General features: G+C 58.1%; 5 protein-coding genes and 1 pseudogene. 4 read left to right on the forward strand and 2 right to left on the reverse strand.

What is annotated here, in order from left to right; genetic code table 11:
* Positions 1 to 174: 174 nt before the first annotated feature.
* Positions 175 to 3,168 carry a TrlF family AAA-like ATPase gene (locus AC1D19_RS02175; protein WP_477762212.1) on the reverse strand — a complete coding sequence of 998 codons (2,994 nt, stop codon included), beginning with the start codon at positions 3,166 to 3,168 and terminating at the stop codon, positions 175 to 177.
* Between the two features lie 365 nt (positions 3,169 to 3,533).
* Between AC1D19_RS02175 and AC1D19_RS02180 the strand changes: the two genes are divergently transcribed.
* The 3 genes and pseudogenes from AC1D19_RS02180 to tnpC form a co-directional block, all read left to right on the forward strand.
* Positions 3,534 to 4,304: a Hachiman antiphage defense system protein HamA gene (locus tag AC1D19_RS02180; protein ID WP_477762213.1), complete on the forward strand. Its 771-nt coding sequence runs from the start codon at positions 3,534 to 3,536 to the stop codon at positions 4,302 to 4,304.
* Entirely contained in the window at positions 4,294 to 7,809 is a 3,516-nt protein-coding gene (locus tag AC1D19_RS02185) for a DEAD/DEAH box helicase (protein WP_477762214.1), read from the forward strand. Before AC1D19_RS02180 ends, AC1D19_RS02185 begins: the two co-directional genes overlap by 11 nt.
* A gap of 98 nt (positions 7,810 to 7,907) precedes the next feature.
* Positions 7,908 to 8,657, forward strand: a pseudogene (tnpC, locus tag AC1D19_RS02190) (IS66 family transposase); the annotation flags it as partial.
* A gap of 68 nt (positions 8,658 to 8,725) precedes the next feature.
* Here the strand turns inward: tnpC and AC1D19_RS02195 are convergent.
* Positions 8,726 to 9,160 carry a hypothetical protein gene (locus AC1D19_RS02195; protein ID WP_477762215.1) on the reverse strand — a complete coding sequence of 145 codons (435 nt, stop codon included), beginning with the start codon at positions 9,158 to 9,160 and terminating at the stop codon, positions 8,726 to 8,728.
* A gap of 434 nt (positions 9,161 to 9,594) precedes the next feature.
* On the opposite strand from AC1D19_RS02195, the gene AC1D19_RS02200 reads away from it, so the two are divergent.
* The gene (locus AC1D19_RS02200; protein WP_477762216.1) at positions 9,595 to 20,376 is read left to right on the forward strand and encodes a hypothetical protein; all 10,782 of its coding nucleotides are present in this window, start codon (positions 9,595 to 9,597) and stop codon (positions 20,374 to 20,376) included.
* The last annotated feature ends 4 nt before the right edge of the window (positions 20,377 to 20,380 follow it).

The following is a 20,380-nucleotide window of genomic DNA, read 5'->3' on the forward strand; positions in this document are numbered from 1 at the left end:
GAGCACAGCCCCCGCTACACGCCTGGGCAATAGCTTGATCATGGAACCCGACATGAACACTCCGTTTGAAATGAGCTAACTGGGTGGAAAAGGGCGATGGTGTCCGCATAAATACGCGGACACCATCGCCCTAAATGCCGGAGTTCGGAAGGTGACTTAGCTGGACGGAAATAATTACCTATCCAGATGCACCCGTAGACGCCTCGCCCGCTCTTGAAACGCTCCTTCGCCGCCCTCGAGAATATCGCAAACGGCTTTACGGATGTCCGCATTCTCCAGACCGCCAGACCGGTAGGTGATTGGAGGCAGCGCGCCATGTGGGTGCGGCCCAGACTCAGCAATGATGATCTGATCGGCGTCTGTGTTGATGACGAGGTTGGCATTGTGCGTCACCATGATCACCTGACGATGCGCTTTTGCCTCAACAAAAAGGTGGACCAGTTCATCAAAAACCGACTTCGGGTCCAGGTTTTCCTCAGGCTGATCGATCACTAGAGGACGGTTGTCGCTATCATCCAGTGCCAGATAGAGCAATAGCAGGACGATCCCTCGCGTGCCCGGAGACAGCTTTCGGATATCAACCCCGTCGTACTCAATACCATACCTGATCGAGATATGGTCAGTACTGAACAGCCATTGCGCGAATCGCTTCGACCAAGCGCGAAATTCTGCTTGGTCGTTTTGCGGTACAGGTGCGTGATCAAGCAGTTCCTTCTGATACAAGCGCCGGAACTCCTTCATTGCGGCACAAACTGCTATTGAGTCACCCGTTTCCCAAGCACTTTTGAGGACCTCGTTCGACTTTTGCAGAAGCGTACCCTTACCCCGAAATGCACCGCTCTTTCGGAGGTCGATTAATCCGTCTTCAGCAACTGAAGTCCATTGCTCCACATTAGCAATGCGCACGACAGAGAAAGATAGTTTTTTCAACGTTCCCGATGCCTTGGACAGTCGTACCATTAACGGAGCGTATAGGGCCTCCAACACCGACTGCTCAGCGATAAGGGCGTCAAATGCTCGCCCATAGGCCTCCTCACGGTCGGATTGCAGATCTTTGGCCCGCGCCTTCGCCCCTTGAGCATCCTTTAGCTTATCTGTCAGGATTTGGAGCGCTGCGGTTTCGGTCGCGATGCTACCGGACAGAGCGGTGTAGCGGCGCTGAGTCTCCTTATCGGCGCTCACAAGCTTCTCCAATCGTGTCATCTCTGCATCGAGCATTGCCTGCGAGAGCGTGCTCAGATCGGTATCATCGGGAAAATAGGGCGTGCTGGGTTCGCCGAGACCCGGAGCCGTTCCCTTTACAGCTGCGATCTTATCGTCAACCCACTTGATGAAGTCGGCGAGATTTCTGTCAACAGGTCCCTTGTAGTCCAATAAGAATTCCGACCACTGCTCATCCGACAAGCCGCTGTTGGAATGACGAGCCTGCGCCTGTCTTAGCGTCTCTGGTGCCTGGTTGCGGCGTTGATCTTTTACCTCGTCTTGGAGGGCGAGAAAGGTTTGCCGCTGCCCTGTGAAACGCCGTAGCTTTGTACGAAGGGTATTCACCATACTCGCCAGCTCAGTGTGGCGCGCAGCACGTTTCTCGCTACCGGGGGACACTAGCTTGGCGCGGTCAGTAGTGTAAGCGTCGACAAGCTTCTTTTTCTGAGCCGCATTGGACTCGTAGGTCGCAGCTACCTTCTCCTTTTCTAACTCGATGCTGATTCGGTCAGAAATTTGGGCAACCGCCTCTGCTTCACGTTCACGGGCAAGACGATGCCGCGTCGCGCGCTGTTCAAGCAATTCCTCAAAATCTAATGCGCCGTCACGTCCCTCGTCGGGATGAGCCTCAAAGATCACGCGTTCGATCTCACGTAACAACCCGTCAGTAAGCCCACTAGACGAGCAGAGCTCCTCCACAAATTGCTGTGACAGATAGCGTACTCGTTCATAAGCATAAGGACCGTTAGCGTCTGAGCCGTTAAGTGATCGAACACTCGGTTCCCCCGCCGCCCAACTTAACTTAACTTTGCTATCGCCGATCAGGGGCTGCGCCCGAACGAGAAACGAAGGGTTCGCCCACTCATCCGCAGCCCAAACCTCATCAGAAATAGAGTCGCACCCTGCTGCGATCATGTCGGCCAAGGCAGTCTTGCCCGAGCCACGCGCACCGATAATTGCGACGAGGCCAGGATTCAGTGGAATGACGGGGGTCGTTAGCCATGGCGCATTGAGGATTTCGATTTGAGAAATAACCTGTGAAGGCGTCGCTGAGGCTGGAGGCTCAGCTCCAACATGGGCTCGCCCCTCTGGGTCGATGCATGCCTGGCGCAGTGCATCGAACTCAAGACCACCCTTAACCCAAGAGAAACGATCTCCAAACGGATTGGCAACTTCTTCCAGCTTATGAGCGTCGCTGCCATGTAGGCAGGGTTTGAGGCCTCCGTATAGCGCACGAATTTCTGAGCGGCTTAGCTGACGTTGACCAAGCCAGAATTCGCGCTGGGCGGCACTGCTAGCGAAAATAACATGGGCAAAGCCTTCTATCTCACGTCGGATAGTCTGATCCGCAGCCTCACGCACTCCGGAGGTTCCATCGTTTGCTCCACCCGCAACGGCAATGAGAATATTCTTCTTTGCCCACTCGCTCTCTCCGAACACCTCGCGCAGTTTTTGGAAGTTGACCTTGAACTGGTTCGCTCCGTAAGCCAATGCTGCTTGGTCGTCCGTAATATTTGGGTCTGCTTTTTTGCCAAGTCGGATGAGGTCAGCTCGCGTGCAATCGAAGCGGTCGCGCATCACGTTAAATTGCAGGCGCGACAAAAGCCGTTGGAGCTCCTCGATATGATCAGGATCTTCTGGGCTCACAAAAAGGTGAAGGTTGACGAACCCACCTTTTGCGGTAGCTACGTCCAGTCTTAGCTCAACGTTCGGGAAGATGAGCTGGGTGTCCGGAAGGCGTCCAGCTGCCTTGTGGCGTAGGACCTCTTGATAAGTGTCCGTAACATAATAGTCAGTTACAGCGATCGCCTCGATCGCCGGTGACGCACGCTCCAGAGCAGCAAGATAGTCCTCCCAAGCTGTCGGGCCGGAAAACTGATTGTTCATAGCCGTGCCAGGAGCGTGAATGTGCGGCTCCCAGCGGCGCCACTCCGATCCGCGGTGCAATCCAGTCCCTGAAACCAAAACAACCTCCTCGCCAGCATTTGTAAATACTAGGTATAAGCGTCCTTGACAGCCTTCTATCCCGTCCTATCTTTCTCGGGCAAGGATGGCACCGCATTCGTTTATACCTGAGAAGGGTGCAATTAGCACCGCTTGGCCCGGACAGATTAACTATCTTAGAGCCATCCGCTTTCATCGCGAATCAAGGTACTTCTGGGGGATCACCCGTAACACCGCTCGGACGACAGTTTTTTGCGCCGCCAGCAACAGTTCAGTAGAAATTGCGTTTACGCTGGTCTTGGACCATAAGGCACGGCGAGAAGCCTAAAGCCTCATACTTTTTCCAAGCTTACGGCCTTTGCTTTTGACAGGATTAGGACAAACACATGGTTCAATTCAACGATTGGTGCGATTGGGCCGACACCCCTGTTGGTAATCATTATGTGCGAGTCATGAGGGGGCGAGCCGCAGATGCCCAAAACGCTATCGAGCTCTCCGCAGCAGCAATTCCCTCCCACTACGCGGCTGAGGATCGCATCGCTCATGCTCTAGCGCGATTGGGTAAAACAGGCGCCGCACATTTGATTAATGGACTGTTGCCGCAAACGCCTCAGATTCGTTCAGGTGACCTGGGTGAAATCTACGCCACCGAATGGATCAATGCTCATAGTGGGTATCGGGCGCCGATCAAACGGCTGCGCTGGAAAGATCACCGTAATATGGCAATGCGCGGAGACGACGTGATCGGCATGCTCCTCGACCCAGCCACCCTGCGCCTCAAGTTCCTAAAAACGGAAGCTAAGAGCCGAATTGACCTGCGAGCCCAAACACTCAACGAAGCGCGCGCAGGCCTAGACAAAGATGAGGGAAGGCCATCTGCACATGCACTATCTTTCATTTCAGCGCGGTTACTTGACCTCGACAATATCCCTCTAGTGGATGCCATTGATGACGCATTGGTGCGCCACGGCATCCCTCTCGAGAACGTGCAGCATCTGCTTTTCACCTTCTCCGGCAACGCGCCTGGGGCGATGCTTAGCCAATCACTCCAGGCCTATCCTGGCACCATAAACCAATGGGCCGTAGGGCTCCAGGTGGATGAACATGCGGCCTTCGTAGGCGCCGTTTATGACCGTGTGATCGCCGATGGCAACTAGTCGCGATGCGATCATCGCCGCGATCGAGGCCGCGTCAGCACCCGGCTTTCGAGGCAGATTGATCGCGCAGGGGCAGGCAAGGGCAATCATTTGGCGGGACGGCATTCTACCTGCGGGCGCTCCCGCGTTTGGCACGCAGCTTAGCTTCGAACTGCACAGTTACGCGTATGGCTTGCTCGGTCTAGGTCTGCGCCTACTCGAGATGGATGGCGATCCAATCCAAGCTCGCTTGGCGTTCGTACAAGCAGCAACTGCACTTGAAGCAGTGATGGCAAAAGGTGATCGTAGGGAGAGTGATCGAGACTTTCATTTCGTTATGGCGGCCGCGAGTTATCATCTTGCTCATCTCTCGGCGCGCGCTTACTCACTCCTCGCGATAGTCGCCAATGAGGAAAACTTCTCTCCGCTTGAACAAGCGCTAGCTCTTCTAATGCGTCGCGACATAAACGGCCTTCAGACGCTTATTTACGGCTATCGCCTTAGTGGTCGAGGATCTGATGTAAGGATCACGGCCCTGATACAAGAGCGAATGGCGCAAGGCGCCCCCGAAATCGACCGCGATGGCCATGACTACTTGTTTGAGGGTTTAGACCTAGCCCTCACCGACAACTTCTTCGGCGCACTCGCTACCTACATGTTGGCTCTCGATAGGGGTGAGCAGGAGCTTGTAGACCGCGCAGTTGCACGCCTGAGAGAGAATCTAGCTGTCTGCGCTGAATTCAACCTCCTTCCTCAGTGGTGGGCTCATCGCATAGCAATCCATCTGCTGTCCGACCTCTGGTCAAACACCTTTCATGAGAAGCTTCCTCTGATATCGGCGGGGGGCGCAGCACCAGGGTGGGTGGAGTTACGTAAACTTTTTATCGCCTCTCTGAGTCGCCGTCCTAAAGCTGAGATCGATCTCTGGCCATCACAGATTGAGGCTGCCGCCCGTGCTATCGATCAAACGGACAATCTTGTCGTTTCCCTTCCTACAAGCGCCGGGAAAACACGCATCGCTGAACTGTGCATCCTCCGCTGCTTGGCTGCTGGAAAACGCGTAGTCTTCATCACCCCCCTTCGTGCCCTTTCAGCCCAAACTGAGACCACGCTGCAGCGAACCTTCGGCCCATTAGGCAAAACAATCTCCGCGCTCTATGGCAGCGTTGGCGTATCGAATCTCGATGAGGATGCAATCCGGGGGCGCGACATCGTTGTCGCCACTCCGGAAAAGATCGATTTTGCGCTACGCAATGATCCCGCCCTGCTAAACGATGTCGGCCTGCTCATTTTCGACGAGGGACATATGATCGGCCCGGGCGAACGTGAGGTTCGCTATGAAGTGCAGATTCAACGCTTACTCCGGCGGCCGGACGCAGAGCAACGCAGGATCGTTTGCCTCTCAGCAATCCTACCCGACGGTCAACAAATGGAGGATTTCTCAGCATGGCTTCGACGCGATCAACCGGGCAGCGCGATCAAGGGTGACTGGCGTCCAACCCGATTGCGTTTCGGCGAGGTCGTTTGGAGTAGCCCAACAGCGCGTCTTAATCTCCGTGTAGGTGATGAACGTCCATTCGTACCTCGCTACATAACCGGTAGCGTCCCTCAACTTTTCGTGTCGCCAAAGAGGCCGCGCACGCGTCTGTTTCCCGATGACCAGCAAGAGCTAAGCCTCGCTACGGCTTGGCGCCTTGTTGAGGATGGTCAGACAGTCTTGATCTACTGTCCTGAGCGACGCAGTGTCGAGCCATTTGCGAAGATCATCGTCGATCTTCACGAGCGTGGTGCGTTGCGATCCTTACTCACAGTCGATCCGGCCGTGCTGCAGACTGCGATTGCCCTTGGTACAGAATGGCTGGGTGTAGATAGCGACATCCTCAAATGCCTGCGACTCGGCGTTGCGCTGCACCACGGGGCATTGCCCACGGCTTACCGTAAGGAAGTAGAGCACCTGCTTCGTAGAGGCAGCCTGCGCATTACGATCTCGTCGCCAACGCTAGCGCAGGGATTGAACCTTTCTGCCACAGCGATCGTGATGCATTCACTGTATAGACACGGTGAGAAGATCAAGATATCGGAATTTAAGAACATTATCGGTCGTGCCGGTCGCGCCTATATCGATGTAGAGGGTCTCGTCCTCTTTCCGATATTCGAAGATCGGCGAAACCAGAAACACAATGAATGGGTCGAGCTGATCGAGAACAAAGGCGCACGCGATATGGAGAGCGGATTAGTCATGCTTCTCAGCTCGCTGCTGTTGCGTATGCACAAACGGATAGGAGGCGACTTTAACCAGCTTATGGAGTATGTCGTGAACAACGCCGTTGCCTGGACTTTTCCGGTAGTAGTTGGTGAGAAACTGGCAAATGAGGATCGTGCTCGGAAGGATTGGGAGCGGAATATTGCGACGTTCGACACTGCGATACTCGGTCTGATCGGCGATTCCGATGTGCCGGATGAAGGGATCGAAGCCGCACTCGACGCGATCTTACAATCTTCGCTCTGGCAAAGACGTCTCATGCAATTAGACGAGCCGTCGCGCGCCATAATGAAGTCGGCGTTTTTGGCCCGAAGCCACTATATTTGGGCTCGCTCTACTGCTGCGACTCGCCGAGGCTACTACCTAGCAGGTCTTGGCTTGGAGGCTGGCCAATCGCTAGACGCCGTTGCAGTAGAAGCTAACGCATTACTGATCGAGGCTAATGGAGCCTTGCTTATCGGAGATAGCGAGACAGCCATACGAGCCATAGCAGGAATCGCAGAGCGGGTATTCACGTTCTATCCATTCGCGCCCGATCCCTTCCCTGCCAACTGGCGAGAAATCCTGCGCTCTTGGCTTCTAGGTGAATCATTGAGCGCTCTGATTGCTGGCCAGGAAGGGAACGCCCTGCAATTCATCGAAGGGGGACTCGTCTACCGCCTGCCTTGGGCGATGGAAGCGTTGCGTGTCCGCGCTGCCGCGAATGGAGACGTGGTTGGAGATTTCGGCCTTGCTTTGGACGACTACGAGCTTGGCCTCGTTATGCCAGCAGTCGAGACTGGCACAATGAATAGGTCGGCATCGATACTTATGCAAGCCGGATTTAATTCGCGGTTAGCCGCCATCAAAGCGGTCAACGATACAGGGGCTGCGTTTACAACGGCACATGAACTACGGGTGTGGCTCCAATCTCCCCAAGTCGTCGCTTCGTCAGTCCAACACGATTGGCCGACACCTGAAACGAGAGCACTGTGGCTCAGCTTTACCGAAGAATCCGTCCCCGCTCACAGTCGAACTTGGGCGGAACGTTACTATACGGCCAACGTTCTTTGGCACGCTGAACCCCCACCGCCTAATTCGGTATTATCTCTTCATATCTGGGAAGGCCTGCCGCACGTTCTTTCCGCCGAGGGATTAACCTTGGGTGTTCTGTCTCACCTGCTAAACCCGGCTCGCGGTGGTGTTTTACGGGCGACTGTAATACCACAGAGCGGACAACTAGCCCTCAGCTATCTGGGCCCAGATGACCTCTGGCTCGTCTGAACGGGAGCGGTCACATAGTTAAGGGTAACGATTCCCATGAATGATGCAAACATCACTAGGTACTGGTTGGCGTAAACCCTCCGCGCCCAGTGAGACGTCTCATCCCGTGCGACGAAACCCGGGGGGCGGTTGCTCAAGGAGGGAGGTCGGGAGCCCAGCAGCCAATCCTGGATGCGGGTTCAAACCGGCGGGCCGCCCGGGTACCCGGTGGTGCTGCTCGACTACGCAACCAACCGCGGGCAAGACGTGCCCGTGCGCTTGCTCCAGGGCTATCGTGGCCAAGTCATGACAGACGATTATGCTGGCTACAACGCCATCGCCCTGCGGGATGGCATCGAGCGCCTGGGCTGCTGGGCCCATGCCCGGCGCGAGTTAATCGATGCACAGAAAGTGCAACCCAAGGGCAAGACCGGGCGTGCCGTGCACGACGTGAGCGCGACGTGAAGGATGGGGATGATACCGAGCGTTTGGCTGTTCGCCAGGAGCGCAGCGTGCCTGTACTGCATACGGGAGAAAACGGCGCCCCTGGTTACGGCTCAAAACGCCTTGGGTAAAGCTGTGAGTTATGTCGCCAGCATCTGGATCAAGCTCGCGCGCTACGTCGAAGCCGGGGCACCTGCCAATCTATAACAACCCGGCCGAACGTGCGATCAGGCTGTTTGTCATCGGACGCAAGGCCTGGCTATTCAGCGCTCCCCCCAAAAGGCGCCACCGCCAGCGCACAACTTTACAGCCTGATCTAGACCGCGAAAGCCGATGGCCAGGAACCCTATGCGTGGTTACGCCATGTACTGGCGCGACTGCCGCAGCCCTTGTCGGTGGAAGACTACGAAGCCTTGCTACCGTGAAACTGCCGGCTGGTAACGCCTGACTAAATCCGCTTCATTGGCCGCCAACCGTGAGGACGGTGGATCGCTTACTGCTTAATAGCGTCATGCGCGGACGTGGAAATCGGCGTCGCAGAGGGAGCTGCCATCGAACGCGCAATCGAAACCTTCTCGGTATACATTTCGCTAGTTTTAGGAAGCTGCGTTCGAATAAACCCTTCAATAAAATCCGTCCCAGCGTAGCCGATGCCTACAACACCGAAGAACATTTGCATCGTGATGTTGTTGGCCACCTCATCCGAAAAACCCGTGAGGGTGAAGATGCCAATACCTCCGGCGATAGATCCGATAAACAGGCTAAAAAACATGCGAGACGTATCAAAGCCTTTCTCACGAAGCGATTTTCCCTGACTACTGGCCTCGTCATTGGCCTTTTTGACTCCGACTATTACGCGCAATCCTTGACCAAAAGCCCCCGCAATGGCGCCAAGTGCGATCAACTGCAGTACGTGTTGGGCAATCATGGGTTATCCCTCAGCATGAGCTTTGGATAGGTTTAGCACCCCATGTGGGATTAGCAATTGCTGCAAGTAACAACCTGCGACGCTACACAAATGAAAAGACTCTCAACCGTTGCGCCCCTCCGATACCGACCTTCTTCAATCACGGCTAAAAACTTGCCAAAACCTCTAACCACTCCTAGCTTTCCTACCTAACTGCGACGACCTCCTCGCAAGCTTTGCAGGTTCGTTATGGACGATGACAAGAACAAAGCCATCCGCGCCCCGTTCGAGCTGAACAGCACCGAAGTCATCCCTGGGCAACAGACCAATCCGGCAAAGATCGCTGAAGACCGCTGGCCAAGCGGGTGAACTGCTCGGCTGTTGCCGACGGCGGAATGCCCCCTGCACAGCCCTGATCTCTCAGGGCGCCTAACCACTCGACGAATGCACAGACCATGGAAGCACTCTTCAGCTCACCTGCGGATGTTTTGATTGGCAATACCTGGGCTCGCTTGAGCCTGAAGATCGAGGTGCAAGATCCTGGCGGCAACCAACGGATTGCCTTTTCGGTGGCTGATAAGGATGGAACGCAGCGTTCTTCCGTGTCGTTTGCGGTGACGGGCGACGACCTCAACGCAGGTTTTACGTACGACAATCTCACCCGGGTCGTCACCCTGGAGCTCGACTTCAACAACCCCCAGGGTGGTGCCGATCCAGCGGAAATACGCGAACTTGGCATCGCCGGCCTGTCGTTCCATGCCGCCGGCAGCGCCACCCTGGCCTCGATCAAGGTGGTGCTGCGCCCCCGGCCACCTGGCGGCGACTGGAGCGTGCAGGCACCCTGCTTCAGCCTCATCGCCTGCTGGGCGATCCAGGCTAAGGCAGGCGCCGGCGGGGTTGACTCAACATCGAGCGTCAAGATCGAAGCCGACGCCACTGTCGAAGCTGAAATCTGCACGTACCTGGCCGCCGTACTTCCCAACATGGGCGAGCTCGGTATCCCCAACCTGCAATTGAAGATCGATGTTCCCACCTTCGGGTTGTCCATGGACTGGGCCAGTCTGAGCCTGTTCGAAAGCGCCGATTCCTTGTTCCACTTCGACGGACTGACCAACTGGTTCGCAAAACTGACTAACTTCAAGCTGCCAGACGAAATCCAGCTTTCATTGCCCAACTGGACTCTGGACCGGCCTGTAAACCTGAGTATGCCACTGGGTATCGATGCACAGTACAAGTACCTGCGCGTGCATCCGAACACCGCGGACACCTATACGATCAGTGTCGCCGCGACGAACTTCTTCGTGACCTGGAGCGGTTCGCAGTTCGACGTGGGCGGCGCTTTGAACCTCGAGTGGGACAGCACTGGCCAATACAAGCTGGTGGTGACCGTATTCGAGAAGTATTACCCACGAAATCCGCAAGAAGCAGTCAAGCGTTGCGACTTCGCCCTGCCGTTCGATGTACTCACGCTCAGCGCGGCCTGTTGGCGGGTCCGCCTCGGCTATTTCGCCAAGAATCGTCCACAAGGTGGCTTCAGCGGCTGTTTCGAGCTGCTGCTGGAGATCGGTGACCTGCAGATTTCAAGCGCGCTCAAGGGCGGTGGCAAGAGTGCCATGCACACGACGGACCTGCGCCTGCTGGTTCGCGACGCCAAGGTGATGACCGATACGCTGCTCGCCGGCCCGGCTCTGTTCGAAGACGTTCCGGAGCCCTTTGCGAGTGCATACAGCAATTTCAAAGTCCCAGCTCTGAGTTTCGCCGCGGATCTGAAGGCAGCCCCGCCCCCCGTCAGCGGAACCCCCAACGACTACGGCATGACCTTCCTGGAAGGTGACTTCAGTGAAGGGCCGCGGCTATTCCTGGCCTGGCGTCAAGCCGGCGCGCGCTTTCTCAAGGCGCTGGCCCATGACCTGCTGGGTGACGAGCCTGCTGGCTCGCTAGGGGCTGACGAGGCGCAAACCCTCTTTGCACTGGAGATCATCAGTTCAGGCAGCGACCGACAATTGCGGCTCGACTGGAAATCGGTCAACGCGCCCCTCACGGTTTTGGCACAACAGGTTGCTCCACTGGCATCCTCCATAAAAAACGGGTGCCTGAATCTGCCTACCACAGGGCAGATGATTGCATTCCCGATTCCTCTGGAACAAGGTTCGACTGGTGTCGACGACACACCGCCACCGCAAGCTGTGCGCCACCGGCTGGCGGCCCTGGAGCTGACCATCGCGCGACCGGTCGAGCAGGCGATTGTTCTGGGGGCCGAGCAGGACAAGGGTGGTAGTGTCAGTCATCTGGTGTTCTTCCCGACATGGACTTCCGATCCCACACAAGCGTTGCCCGCTATCGCTGTCGCCCGCCTCGGATTCTCACTGACTGACCGAGCCGGCAACGAAACCCGTCAGGTGGCAGAAACCGGTCCGATGACAGACACTTCAGGTCAGGGCGACCAACCCTATCTCACTGTTGCGCTGGGCCATGCCGGTGCTACGCCCCTGGCGATCCGCACACTCGGTTGGCGTGTCGGCAGTGTGCCCCGCTTCCTTCAGGTTGTTCCACCAGACGCTGCTCCACTCGTATCGCTGCTTGATAACTTCCAGGAGCCTTCGCCAACGGGAACCGATCCCGGCTGTCCTGGACCGGCCAAAATCCGTATGCCAGCGGCACTTTTGGCCTTCGACGCGTTTCAGTCGCCCTCGTTTACCTCCGATGGCTGGCGGCTGGGAGTCAAGATCGCTGCCAGTGAGCAGCTCTTTAAGATGTTCGGCACCGCTGCCGACGCGGATCAAAAGGTGTCGTTCCGAATCGCCAGTATCTGCCAACCGCAGGGGGTGACGGGGTTCGACCTGCAAATCGAACTGACATTCCGCCTCGGCTCGGATTTTTTGGTATCCGGCAGAGTGATCCTGCGCTTCGATCCACGTGACCTGTCACTCTGCGTGGCCGACGATGCGCAGCTGGCGTTTCGCATCGAGTGTGACGATACCACTCCCCCCTGGGCCTTGACCGCGCCGTTGGACGCCGCGCCCGACGATTTCGAGTTCAGCACGGAAATCACGCTCTTCGGCCTGAAACTCACAGCGCTCAGACGCAAGCCGAAGCATCAAGAGCCTGCGCCACCTCCCACCCCAGAAATACCCAAGAGGATGGACGTCTTCAAGCTGACCCTCGACGGCGGCCGCTTCATGCTGACGTTGCTCGACGACTGCGACTTGGTGATTCGATACGACAACCTCGGGGGCGACAGCCTTGCCTTCCGAGTCGATAGCTTCTGCCTAGGGCCCGGCGGCCTGGACCTGGAGGCCGCACTGATCCCTGGCCCTCTGCGCCTGAAGGGGTTGAGCAAGTCGTTCGCGCTGGAGCAGGCCAGTCTGAGAATTCGCGCCAGCAAGCTCGATTACCTGACCATCCACGGTGACGGTGCGTTACCCGATATTCTCGATAACACGCCGATCAAGCTGATACTGGCATTGAAACAGACAGGCAACTCAATTGAGCTTGCCGACCTCGATTGCACACTAGGCAACAAGGGCCAGCCGATTCTCTCCCGTGGCACGCGCTTCAAGTTCGAGCTTGAACAACTTGGCCTGCACTACAGCAGCGGCGCCGACGGCGACCGGAGTTTCTACTTCGAGATCACCGGTTCCGCCTGCTTCAGCCCCGACGAAAACGAGTTCACCACCGGGCTGCTGGCAGATTTCAGGTCGATCCGCATCGAGTTCATCCGCGCTCCGCTTTCGGACAGCTTCATCGAAAATGTGCAGTTGGTGGTTGAGCTCAAGCAACCCAAGACCTTCGAGGTGTTCAAGCTATTCCGCATGACGGTCCGCTCCATCGGCTTCCATCCGAAGTTCGCTGGCTTCAAGGACCCGACCGCGGCAATCATCATCGGTGGCCAATGCGAATTTGCCGATATCGGCGACATCCTGTCAGCCAAGCTGGACTTCCATGCCATGTACATCGGGATGCCAGCCGGTGGCAAAGGCTTGCCGCAGATCTACTTCGATGGATTACGGGTCGATATTTCGTCGCCAGAGGGTTTTCGCATCGCCGGTCGCGTAGACCGTTACGACAGCACGACCCAAGAAGGTTTCGCCGGGGAAGGGACCGTACAGATACCCGGTTTCCCGGAGCTCTCGGCGGCCATTGCCTTCGTCAAGGTACGCGAGGATGAGCGCGCCGACTGGAAGCGCGCCTGGTTCATCGCCATCGAGGCCTCGAAGATCAGCTATCAGATCGCGCCGCTGCCGCTCTACCTGCGCCAGATCGGCCTGGGTTTCGGTTATCGCTACACCATCACGCTGGTCAAGGAGTTCCGCGAGCGCCAAACGATCCGCGAGCTATTGCAGGCAATGCTCAAGGCACTGGACCGCTACCAGTCGCTAGCACGGATCGATAGCTGGATCACTGACCTGTCAGGCAACGGCACGCCCTGGACCATCGCGATGGACGCTGTCTTCACCGTCGGCACCGGCCAGAGCAGCCCGCTGGCCTACCAAGCGGTTACCGAGAAGAAGGTGCAAACCCTCGTCGCCCAGGTCATCGCTGCGTTCCGCTCCGACTTCACCCTGGTGACAGCCGCCAAGCTCTGGTACCCGATCAGTGTCGACGACTTTTTTCGCGACGAGTCGGGTATGAGATCGCGCCCACTGGCTTCAGGCTTCATGATCTATTCAGCCCCCCAGAGCCGCTTCCTTGCGCATGTTGCCAAAGGCGCCAACCCCTACATGGGGCCAAAGGACCAGCCAGTACCCGAGGTCATCAAAGACATCCTCAAGCTCAGCCATTTCGAAGCCACTCTGCTGATCGAGCCTGGCCTGTTCCATGCCGAACTCGGTTGGCCGGACCGGCTGGCCTTCGGCTTCAAGCTCGGTGGGCTGAATCTGGAATGCCGGGGTGGCGTGCTCATGCGCATCGAGCGCGACCTGATGATCCAGGGCATTTTCTTCTCGGCCCGTGGCCAATTGAGCCTTTCTGGCGGGATTGACGCGGGGTTTATCGGCGCCAAGGTTGAGGCTCAGGCGATTATCCAGTTCGCCACTCGCATGCTGATCGGGACCTACCCCTCAAAGCCTGACCAGGGTGCCGTCTATGCCGCTCACGGGCTCGACATCTGCGTACGCTTCTCGGTTGCCGCGTGGTTTCGAATCAAGACCCAGTTCTTCTCCATCCGCATCGATATCGGCTTCGCCCTGGAGTTGCAGATCCTCGTCGCCCTCGAAATGGGCACACAAGGGCTCAATATGGGCTTTCGTGGCCGTGCGACAGTGCTGGTTGGCGCCTTCGGACGCAGGCTGGCGATCCATGTGGCGGTGGGGCTCAACGAAAGTGGCCTCGATGAGGCCCGAAACAGACTCAGCCCCTACATGGGTTCACTGCTGGAAGCCGGCAAGGCGCCACCCATGCCGGGGTTCGACAAGGTCGGTCTGGGTAATACCGAAGCATTGAAGGCGTTTGCCACGGTCACTCCGGGGATAGCTTTGGCAATGGACGACCTGCTCCCACTCGATCCGTCGGATCCTCGTCGGGATGACTTTGTGACCGTGCACGTGGACGGTGCTCGTGACGATGATCAGCAGATGTGGTTCGTCTGGATCATGCCGGGGCCTGTGGAATCGGTGTTCTACCCACCCGTCAACGATCAAGATGATCTTTATGCCTATCTCGATCTCACCGACTTGTCAGGGGATATTTTCGTACCGATCCTCGATAAGGCTTCAAACACTTGGATGTGGGTGGACACCGACACAGAACCGAAATGCGAGATCCGTTTGCGCAAGTGCGCCATTCCAATCGATGATCAAAAAACACCCTTTGGCCTCAACCAGCTGGTTGCCGGCTGCTGGCACCTCCAGAACCCGAGCGAGGTAGAAAAGGATCAACAGTCATTTCCGTTGAACTGGCCCGACTATTCACCCACGCTGGCCTGGCCTTACACCAGGACTGCGATGAGTCAAAAGGTGCGATCGCATCCGCCAACGCACAATGCACCTGGCGCCAATGAAGATTTCATCGCCGAGATGCTTGAGCCCGATGAAACCATCAACGACTCAAGCGACCAGGTCAAGGCCCAGGCCATGGGCAACCAGGCTCTACTACTCCAGGCGCTGCACGATGACCTGGTACGCATTGCGCAAACCACCCGCTTTGTCTCGGGCCGCCCGGATTCGCCCTCCCCGCCGCCCGATAAACCATCGCTGTTCCACCTGGGCATGATTGTGTGTGTGCGTGCCAAGAGCAAACCTGAGTGGATCAACAAACGTCCCGAGACCTCGTCTGCAACGAAGTACCCGACATTGAAGTTCGTCAAGACTCCCAAAGGTGCGGATGCTGTGCTTTGGGGCACCTTCGAGCTGGCACCGGTGATCGACTTCGACGCCCTCGACTTCGAACACAACTCACCGGACATTCCGCAGATCAATCCTCATTTCGACGAGGACAGCATCGGCGTCAGGTTCGACATCAACTGGGCAGGCACTGCGCCTTCCTTCGCCAAAGGTGCCCAACAGGACGTGGAGTCCTACCTGCGGTGCTACGAGATCACCTTCTCCGACGCGTCTCGCGGCACGACACTCAAGTGCGTCACAGTCAGTCCGGCCGACGTCGCCAGCAAGTCGACCTACCGGCGCACCTCCTATCAGTACCTGACCAGCACCCAACAGCTGTTGCCCAAAGGCTTCGCCGGGGTCCAGACCCTGGTCCAGGTGGGCGTCAGCATTGTCCCCATCAGCCAGACGGGCTCACGGGGCGCAATCTTCTCGAGCGTCATGACCTTCGAGCCGGTACTCACACCGCTGCCGCCGGAAGACCTGCACCTTAGGATGGGCCTGCTCAATGCCGCAGCGGTAAAAGCCAACGCGCCAGCGCAGATCAGCGCTGCGATCACCTGGCGGCAGCCCAGCTTGCCCACCACCCCAGGCGTTGCCGCCACCGCCGGCTGGCAGTTGGTCCTGCGCCCCCTGCGTGGCCTGCCACTGGGCGCCTACCCCGACGAGGCGCTTGACACCACCGACCGCGGCCTCATGAGCGTCACCGGGCAGGCGCTGGCGCCAGGCGATATTGTCATCGTGCTGCCTGAGCCGCTGCTGCGCTTTACGTCTGACTCCCAGCAATTCTTCTCCTATAGCGTGCCGAAACCGCCCGCCAACAACTCCCCTGACGAGCCCGCACCGGCTGATCGACTGCTCACCCTGGACCTCGATCGTTGCATCGATCTGCAAGGCCTTGATGTCTATGACCATCATGGCATCGCACTTCCCGACAAGAGCCCGCAACGTGAGGACGCATTGTGGTTCTTTCAACGGCGATCCGCTGCTGTCGACGGCGGGCGCGCGTGGCGACTGTTCGTGCGCGCGACCTCCTATGCCGGTACCCGCGCCGGGGAGTGGCTCGCGAAAGCGACAGGCCTGTCCGGCCTGACACCGGTGCAACTGCACCTGCTCGCTGCGAACGAAACCCGGGATGCAGCCAAAAGCAAATCCGCCCCACTGCGGATTCTGCCGCATTTCGAGTGGCCTACTCCTAATGCCGATTCAGGGCTGCCCCAGGTCAAGTGCGAGGATATTGTTGCGCAGGTCGCCGGCGTCAAGGTGCCTGTGATGCAGAAAGAGGTGCAAACGGAGATGGGGATACAGAAGGATCAGCTGGTCTTCGTGGACAGACCCGGACGTGCCCGTATGATCTCGATCACATGGAACGCCAAACCGTCTTCTGGCAATGCCCAACGTCCACTGACGGCCTATGCAGCCTACAACCTGTTCGAGTGCCCACTCGAATCCCTGCTCAATGCCGACCTTAAATCCAACAGCGGCTTCACCGCTCAATGGAAGCACGTGACGGAACTGGTGCCAAGCAACGCTGCCCTGGCACGGCAGACGCCCGCAACCCTGTCGGACGTGCCGAACTGGGAAGCACAGACGCCCCTCTTCGTCCTGACCCAGGATTTCCTCCACCAACGCGACGTCATGCCCGACGACATGAAAGAACAATGGCCCGTCTGGTTCTCATGGGCAGAATCGGAACTCCATTGGCCGACACCCATCTTCCTCACCGCCATGCGCGCCGGAAAGACAGACCTTGGAAAACTTGACCGATGGCGCGACCTGGGCCGCGTTACGACCAATGGCCTGCTTCACGAATACCTTGCGGTGCTGGTGGGCTGTCTTGTGGATGAGGCCGGACAGGGCTCGCAAGCCGAGCGCCAGGTCCAGGTTATCGCCGGCAAAGGCAGTGCGATCACTGACCCGTTGAAATGGCTCATGGCCGATACCGAAGCGCTCGACCCCTATGGCTGGGCAGCACTGGAGCGCCTCGGCCTGTCTGCTGTCATCACGCTGCGCGACCCCTACACCGGCATCCTGCTCGATGCCCAGGCTCATAAGACCGAGCTTCTGAATGCTATCGACAAGGTCATCAAGGAGGCACAACGGGTACAGGGAAGCGACATCGAGATCGAGCTTCGCAAACACCTGTACATCGATCTACCCATCCAGCATCCACACGCTTATCGGGCTGGCACCGATTCTGAATTGCTGGAGAATATCGGGCTTTCGATGATCCAGTTGTCCCTGCGCCCACTTCCCGATCGGGCCTTCACCGGCGAGGACGAAAAGCCGCTACAGGTCTTTTCTTATGAGGTCATCAGCCTCACGGGGCAACCGAAGTCAGGTGCCATCCTGAAGCTATCCGCTGATTGTGAGGTAGTTTTCAAAGATAGCAGCAGAGAGCCGCTTGTCCTGGCGAAGGCTATAGAGCACGACGCTTCGTTGCTCAAAAAAGGAGATGTGGTCTTTGTCCGTTTCGAAAACGGGAAAGAGAACTACGAAACCGTCTTTTCCGATGCCCTGCGCATCGCCCGGGTCACTTTCGAGCCTTACGAAGACTATGCGAACTATCCTCTCCCACTCTTGCCCAGTCGGATCAAGAACCTCGACACCACGCTCTCCCCGTTCGGTCGCTTCCCTGTCGACCCAAGGCTCTGGAAACAACGCCTGGTAGACCAGGGGAGCACCTCGTTGACGCGTTTGCTCGATTACCTCCAGTTCGCCTTCGCGAACACTCCCGAAGAACTGCAAAGCGGCCCCCAATCGACGCCTGGCAACATGCCAACCTGGCGCGGAGAATTGGCCCGCGTCGAAGCTTCAATGGATGACTTGCGGGCCGCCTACATGATCTGGTCCGCGCGCTTCTTCCGCTCGGCACCCATTGCCTGGTCGCTGGACTCGAAAAACGAGTACACCTATATCGGCACGGCGCAGCCCAAAAGCCTCTTGCCGCTGCGCATTGCCGTCGACGGTCGTGGCACGCTGATCCATTCGCGCTTGCTCGATGAGGAATGGGCCGGGGAACGCGCCTACGCGGTGGTACCGGTCGGTCGTTACGAACGGCTCTGGCGTTCCTGGCTGGGGATCGTGAACGGGGAACGCACCGAACCTCTGATCAAGCCGCCGTCCAGCGACCGCGACGTCGCCCATGTCATCTTCCCTCGCGTACGTAAACTGGAGCCGCCGAAGCTGCTGCACGCCTGGGCGCGCGCCGGTGAGAACGGGCGTCGCTATCACGATCTGGTCGTGGTTCACGGCGAACGGGACCTGGCGATTGGAAACAACCTGCCGACGAGACGCAAGATCAGCTTTGGCGCGATCTGGTACAGCTATACACGACGCTTCGCCGAGGAGGCTTGGATGTGCACCTTGACGAACGCCGAACTTTTGCACACGCCCATTACCGTCCAATTGCCCGAACCGCTGGACGCTGAAACTGCCGAGGCGATCGCGTTCGACAGCACCGCGTCCGCGCAGACCTTGCTGGCACAGACACCGGATGCGCGCTGGGGCGCCTCGCGCTATGTGGTCAGTGCCGAGCCCTACTACTACATCCAGTCGGTCAAGCTCTTCGCCGATGCTGGCGAGCGAATCTGGTCCAGCCAAAAGACCACCGTCCTTCCGGCCCAGGCACCCGATGTCCTGCGCCCCCTGCCTGAGTCGAAGGCGGTGGTGACCCGGGAGCCGCTGCCCTGGAGCATCGTCAATGATCACAAGACCGCGTTCGCCAGCGCCTGCACCTCACGGTTTGCGCAGAGCGACAGCCGAGTCCGCCCGCACCTCGCCCCGACCGGGGAAGTCCTGCGCATACGGCTCGCACGTCTGATCGAGAGCCTCGACCCATACGCACTTGCAAACCACTATGCCTACGAAGTGAAAACCAGGGACAGGATAGCGCCCGTTGGCCTGCTGCCAGACCCTCATGCCCGGGTGCTCCTCGTCGACCAAAGCGATGGCGTCACGATGCCTCTTGTCCAGGTGTCCTGTGTGTCCGCCAGCACCTCGCAGGTAAAGCCGGCCTCGGCCTTTCGCTTCGACTGGCTGAGCGGCGACCTGCAAAAGCTGCCAATCACCATCGAGGACCAGGCTACCTGGCCGACCGGCCTGCGCGTTCGAGTTCCCCTTGCGCCGGTATTCAGTGCCCGCTGCACGGGACCTGAAGCTGCGCAGATGCTGCCACTCGCTCACCCGCGTACCCTCGCTCAGGTGTGGCCGGACGTACTGCTGGCCGCCGACGAGTGGCCCGACACTCCGCGCATGCTTCAGCTCGCGCCCCTTGCCGTACGGTTGACGGTCATCAAAGACGCCACCTCCACGGTACTGACGCAGAATAGCCCGCTGATGGGCGGCCGCTACCTCGTACGACCCAGCACCGCACCCCCCGCAGACCCGCAGGTGCCCGCCGAGCCTATTACGGCTGACGACTTCTTCATTGGCGTGCGGCTAGTGCTTGATGTCGAACGTCGTCGCGCCGCCGGGTTGCTTGCCTTCGATGCTGCAATCGGACTGCTCCAGCGGGTTGAAACCGCGAGTTTCGCGATCCTGTTCGATGCCCGCATTCGCTCTCTGACTTCCTTTCCCCCCGCCTGGAGCAAGAAGGGCGTTCAGGTCTGGCGACGCAAGGAAACCTCGGCAGGCGTTGTCTGGGAACAGATAACTGAAGATCAGCGGAAGAACGACGATTTTCATCTGTTCATGATTGACGCTTTCGATCCCGAGGACGGTGATCCGACAGATGCATTGAACAGCCTGAACGAAAGGCTGGAAGGTGAACGAAAGGTGGGGATAACAAAATTACTGGCCACCAACACGCTCTGCACCGAGCTGGCTGCCGCGGCCTATCGATCCGTAGCCTACCGCCCACCTGTCGTTCAGGTATGCCGTGGGAACGGTGTGCCCCAGATCTGGCAGGACGAATAGGGAG

The organism is Pseudomonas sp. P1_C12, from assembly GCF_056406435.1.